This window comes from Phreatobacter sp. (assembly GCF_052440005.1).
In the GTDB taxonomy this organism is placed as follows: Bacteria; Pseudomonadota; Alphaproteobacteria; order Rhizobiales; family Phreatobacteraceae; genus Phreatobacter.
Genome location: NZ_JBQVQL010000151.1, coordinates 1 through 6,053, shown reverse-complemented (window position 1 = coordinate 6,053; position 6,053 = coordinate 1). Strand labels below are relative to the sequence as shown.

Below are 6,053 nucleotides of genomic sequence, written 5' to 3'. Positions count from 1 at the left end.
CGATACAGACTTGAATGATCGTACCCAAGGCGGCGTCGAAATCCACCGGCGGCGCGACGCGGCTGACGATGGCCGCCTTCTCCGTCGGGGCGGTCCAGGCGGCCGGCGCCAGCGCCGTCAGCATCTTCGGCACGGCCACGGCGGCGCAGGCGGTCGCGACGACCGAGACGACGATCTGCGCGGCGAGCCTGCGGCCGCCCCTCGCCACCGATCCAAGCATTCCAGAACTCACGGGGTCACTCCGCTCCGACACCAATCAGGGCGCCAGAAGGCCCCCCGACTATGGCGGTAATCCGGACGAAATCGTTGCCGATTCAGCCTCTTGCGTAGCTGATTGTTTCCGCGACCGGCCGCGGCTCGCCGATCCAGGCGCGCAGGGCACGCTGGCCGGGCGGCGTCACGGTGAGCGCGCGCCCCTCGGGCGCCTTCCTGATCCAGGCCCGGCTGAGCGCATGGTCGAGAAGCACGCGGCCGAGCGGGCCGCCGAGATGGGGGCGCCGCTCGCTCCAGTCGAGACAGGCGCGGCAGAGCGGCCGGCGGCCGGTGTCGAGCGCATCGACGTCGACCCCCTCGGCGCGGAAGAAGCGGCGGCCGGACTCAGTCAGGCTCACCGCGCCGTCGGTGGCCGCGAGGCGTCCGTCGGCGATGAGGCCGTCGTAGAGACGCACGGCCCATTCGCCCGCCATGTGGTCCCAGCAGGTGCGGGCCTCTCGGAGGGCGGGGTCGCGGGGACCTGGGCGGGTGCGCAGGCGCCCGGTGCGGGCGGCGAGCCCCATCAGGCCCTCCAGCACGAGGGCGACGTCGGACCCGGAGAGACGGAAGTAGCGGTGGCGGCCCTGCGCCTCGACGAGAACGAGGCCCGCCTCGCTGAGCCGCGCCAGATGGCCGCTCGCCGTGGGGGCGCTGACGCCCGCCTCGCGCGCCAGCTCGCCCGCCGTGAGGGCGCGGCCGGCCATCAGCGCGCCGAGCATGTTGGCGCGGGCGGGATCGCCCATCAGCGCGGCGATGGTGGCGATGGACGGACCTTCCTTCATGGGGCTCCTCCTTTGGCCGCGGGATGTCCCGCAGCCTCGGACAGGCTACACCGGGCAGGAGACGATTGCTTCGTCGTCCGCCGAAGCGTCGGGCTCCCGAACCGGTGGATGGTGCGGCTCTCGCCTTCGCAGTCAGGATCCTCCCATGGCCATGCTCGCCCTCGCCACCGCCGTCTTCGTCGTCGCCGGCCTCGTCAAGGGCGTGATCGGGCTCGGCCTGCCGACCATCGCCGTCGGCCTCCTCAGCCTGTTCATGACGCCGGCGCTGGCCGCCTCGTGGATGCTGGTGCCCTCGCTCCTCACCAATGTCTGGCAGGTGGCGGCGGGGCCGAACCTCTGGCCGCTGACGCGGCGGCTCGCCACCCTGCTCGCCGGGCTCGTGGCGGGAACCTGGCTCGGAAGCGGCATCATCACCGGCGCCTCGGCCGGCCATGCCTCGGTGGCGCTCGGCCTCGTGCTGATCCTCTATGCGGGGCTCGGCCTGTCGCCGCTCCGCCCGCGGGTGCCGGCCCGGGCGGAGCCCTTCCTGTCGCCGGTCGTCGGACTGATCACGGGGGTGGTCTCGGCGGGCACCGGCATCTTCGTCATGCCCTCGGTGCCCTATCTGCAGGCGCTGGGGCTGGAGAAGGACGACCTCGTCCAGGCCCTCGGCATCACCTTCCTCGTCGCCACGGTGGCGCTGGGGCTGGGGCTGTTCAGCGAGGGCGTGTTGGCCGGCGGCACGGCGCTGATCTCGCTCGCCATGCTCGCCCCGGCGCTCCTCGGCATGGCGATCGGACAGGCGATCCGCTCGCGCATCAGCCCCGCGGCGTTCCGGACGTGGTTCATGATCGGGCTGATGCTGCTCGGCGCGCATCTGGCGGTGAAGCCGCTGCTGTGAGGGTGTGGCGGGGACAAGGGCCCCACCCGCACCCTCCCCGCGCTGCGCGCGGAGAGGGGGACTTCTGCGTCCCGATTGCCGTGAGGGGGTGGGCCAGGCCCAGCCGTTGCCAGGGACCCGCGACGCCGTAGTCCCCCTCCCCTTGGAGCGGAGCGAAAAGGGGGGGTGAGGGTGGGGCGTTACCCGGGTGGCATGCGGAGGTGAGGGGCCGTCAGAACCCATGGGTTGCACGACGGAAGTGCGTCCTTCGAGGCTCGGGCCAGGGGCCCTCGCACCTCAGGATGAGGAGGGAGAGACTTGCAGAAGGGGCGCGTCGGGGCGGGCGTCGCGTCGCGATGTGGCACACACCACCCTCCTCATCCTGAGGTGCGAGGGAGGGCAGCGACCGAGCCTCGAAGCACGCACTTGCGGCGTGCAGCGAGCCCCTACCCCGTCAGCCATTCCCGGAGTTTCGTCACCCGCGGCTTCATGCGGCCGCCGTCCACCGCGATGCGCAGGGCGCGCGTCTCGCCGACCATGACCACGAGCGACCGGCCGCGTGTGACGGCGGTGTAGATGAGGTTGCGGGCCAGCATGGCGTAGTGCTGCGTCGTCACCGGGATCACCACCGCCGGATATTCCGAGCCCTGGCTCTTGTGGATGGTGGTGGCATAGGCCGGCATGAGGTTTTCCAGGTCGCCGAAGGAATAGGAGACCTGCCTTCCGTCGAAGAGGGCGACGAGCTCACCCTCCTCCTGGTCGATGCGCAGCACCTGGCCGAGATCGCCGTTGAAGACGTCGCGGTCGTAGTCGTTGGCGGTCTGCATCACCCGGTCGCCGGCGGCATAGGTCCAGCCGTAGCGCTCGATGGAGCGCCCGGCGGGGGGATTGAGCACCTTCTGCAGCTCGACGTTGAGGTTGCGGGCGCCGAGCACGCCCTTGTTCATCGGCGCCAGCACCTGCACGTCGCGCATGGGGTCGAGGCCGAAGCGGCGGGGGATGCGCTCCTTGACCATCTCGATGATCTTGGCGAGGCCGCTCTCGGGCGTGGAGGCCTCCACCCAGTAGAAGTCGCTCTCGGCGCCGGCCGGCACCGCGTCCGGCATCTCGCCGCGGTTGATGCGGTGGGCGGTGGCGATGATGCGGCTCGCCTCCGCCTGGCGGAAGACCTCCGTGAGGCGCGCCACCGGCACGAGGCCCGAGGCGATGATGTCGGCGAGCGCCTGGCCGGGGCCGACGGGGGGCAACTGGTCGACGTCGCCGACGAGCAGCAGGCCGGCATCGGCGGGCAGCGCCTCGACGAGGGCCAGCATCAGCGGGATGTCGACCATGGAGGTCTCGTCGACCACGAGGAGGTCGCAGTCGATGAGGTTCTCGCGGCCGCGCGAGAAGGCGCCGAATTCCGGGTCGATCTCGAGCAGGCGGTGGATGGTCTTGGCCTCGATGCCGGTCTGCTCGGTCATGCGCTTGGCGGCGCGCCCGGTAGGAGCGGCGAGCACCACCGACACGTCCTGCCGCGTCAGCAGCTTCAGGATGGTGTCGAGGAGCGTCGTCTTGCCGACGCCGGGGCCGCCGGTGATGACCGAGACCTTGGCGGCGAGGATGGTCGCCAGCGCCTCGCGCTGGGAGGGCGCGAGGGCCTTGCCGGTGCGCGCCTCGACGCGTGGCACTTCCGTCGCGAGGTCGATCCTGCCCCAGGGCGGGGAGCCCTTGGCGAGGTCGCGCAGCCGCTCGGCGATGATGCTCTCGGCCCGGTGCAGGTCCTTCAGGAAGAGGTGCGGCTCGCCGCCGATGGTGTCGGCGACGAGGTTGCGGGCGGCAACCTCGGCGGCCGCGGCCTCCTCGATCGGACCGACGTCGCCATCGAGCAGGCGGGCGGCAAGGGCCACCGCCTCGTCGCGCGGCAGGCCGGTATGGCCGTCGTCGCGGGCCTCCTGGAGGGCATAGGTGATGCCGGCGCGCAGGCGCTCCGGCGCGTCGCGGGCAAGGCCCAGCGACACCGCCACCTGGTCGGCGGTGAGGAAGCCGATGCCGCGGACGTCGCGGGCGAGGCGGTAGGGGTCCTTGCGGATGAGGCCGATGGCGTCGGTGCCGAGGGCCCGGAAGACGCGCGCCGCCTGGCCGAGGCCGAGGCCGTGCTCCTGCAGGAAGACGCCGAGGTCGCGGACGATGCGGTCCTCGGTCCAGCTCTCGGTGATGCGGCGGATGCGGGCATCGGTGAGGCCGACGATCTCCTTGAGGCGGTGCGGCTCGGTGTCCAGCACCTCGAAGGTGCGCTTGCCGAAGGCCTGGACGATCTTGTGGGCGGTGGCGATGCCGATGCCCTTGATGGCGCCGGAGGCGAGGTATCGCTCGATGCCGTCCTTGGAGGCGGGCGGGGCGGTGACGAGGCGCGCCGCCTTGAACTGCAGGCCGTGGGTGCGGTCGTTCACCCAGGAGCCCTCGGCCGTCATCATCTCGCCGGCTGCCACGGCCGAGGTGGTGCCGACGATGGAGACGGGCTGCGGCTTGCCGCGGACGCGCACCTTCAGCACCGCGAAGCCGGTCGCGGGGGAGTGGAAGGTGACACGCTCGATGGTGCCCGTGAGGGTTTCCAGCGGGCTGTCGGAGGACGGGGCCGCGCTCGCGCGCATGGAGGCGAATCGCTCTAAGAGGAGGTGATCGGGATCGGGGAGAGGCTAGAACGCTCCGCCGCCCGCGTCCACGCCGAACAGCCCCGCCCCGCCCATGGCCTTCGCCCTCGCCGACGTGTCCCTCGTCCAGGCAGTCCTCGTCGCCGGCACGGCCTTCGGCGCGGCGGTCATCGGCGGCATGGCGGGCTACGGCACCGGCCTGCTGCTGCCACTGGTGCTGGTGCCGGTGATCGGCGCGGAGAACGTCGTCCCGGTCATCGCCGTCTCCTCCATGTTCACCAATGTCGGCCGCTTCATCGCCATGCGGGAGGCGGTGGACTGGCGGAAGGTCGCGGCGATGCTGCCGCTCGCCGTGCCGCTCGTCATGCTGTCGGCCTATGGCTTCACGCGGCTCGACACCCGCGGCGCCTCGCTCGTCATCGGGTTCATGCTGATCGTCCTGGTGCCGCTGAGGCGCAGGCTGGTGCGCATGGGCTTCCGCCTGCAGGGCTGGCAGCTCGTGCCGGCGGGCGGGGTCTACGGCCTCGTCACCGGGGCCTCCAGCGGCGCCGGCATCATCCTCGTCTCCTTCCTGATGGCGGCGGGCCTCACCAGCAAGGCGGTGATCGCGACCGACGCCGCCATCTCCATCGTCATCGGCATCGCCAAGGCCGGCACCTTCGGCTGGAACGAGGCGCTGCCGGCACCGCTCCTGCTCTTCGCGCTGCTGGTGGGGGTCGCGACCCTCCCCGGCGGCTTCGTTGCCGGCGCCCTGCTCGACCGCCTGCCGGTTCGGCTGCACACGCTGATGCTGGAGGCGGTCATCGTGATCGGCGGTGTCCTCATCGTCGCCCGCGGCTTCCTCGGCCCCTGAGCCGGCGGGGCGCCCCTTGCAATCGGAAAAAGGCTCCCCATCTCAGGCTCACCGGCTGACGAGGCCTGCCTTCCCGCGCTGCGCGGCGCGGATGCTCCCTGCAAAGGGAACCATCCCCCTGCTGCGACGTTGGGCTGGCACGGCGGTTCTCCCGTGAACGTCATGCGATGCCGAAGGGCGTCGCGACGGTCCAGCGAGCATCTCAGCCCTGACGCGAGATCACCTCATCCAGCCGACCGCGGATGTAACGGCGGCAAGAGGGTGGTCCCGCGTCGACAAATTCTGTATGACGCGAACCCTGGCATCGAGCGGATCATCCGCTTCGCCGGGGTTTTGTGCGCCGGGACGACCGGTGCAACGACGGAGAAGCCGAGCTTATGGCGAAGGAAGACGTCCTCAATTTCGAAGGCAAGGTGACGGAGGTCATGCCGGACGCCCGGTTCCGCGTGGAACTGGACAATGGCCACATGGTCGTCGTCTACACCGCCGGCAAGATGAAGAAGAACCGGATCAAGACGCTGGTCGGCGACCGGGTGACGGTCGAGATGACGCCCTACGACCTCGACAAGGGCCGCCTCGTCTTCCGCCACAAGGGCGACGCCCCGCCCCCCGGCCCGCGTCCCGGCGGCGCCCGTCCCGGCGGCCCGCAGCGCCGGCGCTGAGCCTCTCCGTCC

At 71.4% G+C, this 6,053-nt stretch carries 6 protein-coding genes; 3 read left to right on the top strand and 3 right to left on the bottom strand.

Annotation, left to right across the window (positions count from 1 at the left end; translation table 11 throughout):
* Together ACT6XY_RS22135 and ACT6XY_RS22130 are read right to left on the bottom strand one after the other, a co-directional pair.
* On the bottom strand, positions 1 to 220 hold a 220-nt coding region (locus ACT6XY_RS22135), incomplete at its 3' end, for a hypothetical protein (RefSeq protein ID WP_444750470.1).
* A 94-nt stretch (positions 221 to 314) separates the two neighbouring features.
* Positions 315 to 1,034: an ArsR/SmtB family transcription factor gene (locus ACT6XY_RS22130; RefSeq protein ID WP_444750469.1), complete on the bottom strand. Its 720-nt coding sequence runs from the start codon at positions 1,032 to 1,034 to the stop codon at positions 315 to 317.
* Positions 1,035 to 1,179: 145 nt separating this feature from the next.
* On the opposite strand from ACT6XY_RS22130, the gene ACT6XY_RS22125 reads away from it, so the two are divergent.
* Positions 1,180 to 1,914 carry a sulfite exporter TauE/SafE family protein gene (locus tag ACT6XY_RS22125; RefSeq protein WP_444750468.1) on the top strand — a complete coding sequence of 245 codons (735 nt, stop codon included), beginning with the start codon at positions 1,180 to 1,182 and terminating at the stop codon, positions 1,912 to 1,914.
* Between the two features lie 425 nt (positions 1,915 to 2,339).
* On the opposite strand, the gene recD2 is transcribed toward ACT6XY_RS22125, so the two are convergent.
* A complete protein-coding gene (gene recD2, locus ACT6XY_RS22120) occupies positions 2,340 to 4,526 on the bottom strand; it encodes an SF1B family DNA helicase RecD2 (protein ID WP_444750467.1) in 2,187 nt (728 codons plus the stop codon).
* Positions 4,527 to 4,620: 94 nt separating this feature from the next.
* Between recD2 and ACT6XY_RS22115 the strand changes: the two genes are divergently transcribed.
* On the top strand, positions 4,621 to 5,379 hold the full coding sequence (locus ACT6XY_RS22115) for a TSUP family transporter (protein WP_444750466.1): 759 nt from the start codon (positions 4,621 to 4,623) through the stop codon (positions 5,377 to 5,379).
* Positions 5,380 to 5,756: 377 nt separating this feature from the next.
* Complete coding sequence (gene infA, locus ACT6XY_RS22110; RefSeq protein ID WP_106750684.1) at positions 5,757 to 6,041, top strand: translation initiation factor IF-1; 285 nt, start codon at positions 5,757 to 5,759, stop codon at positions 6,039 to 6,041.
* Positions 6,042 to 6,053 lie beyond the last annotated feature (12 nt).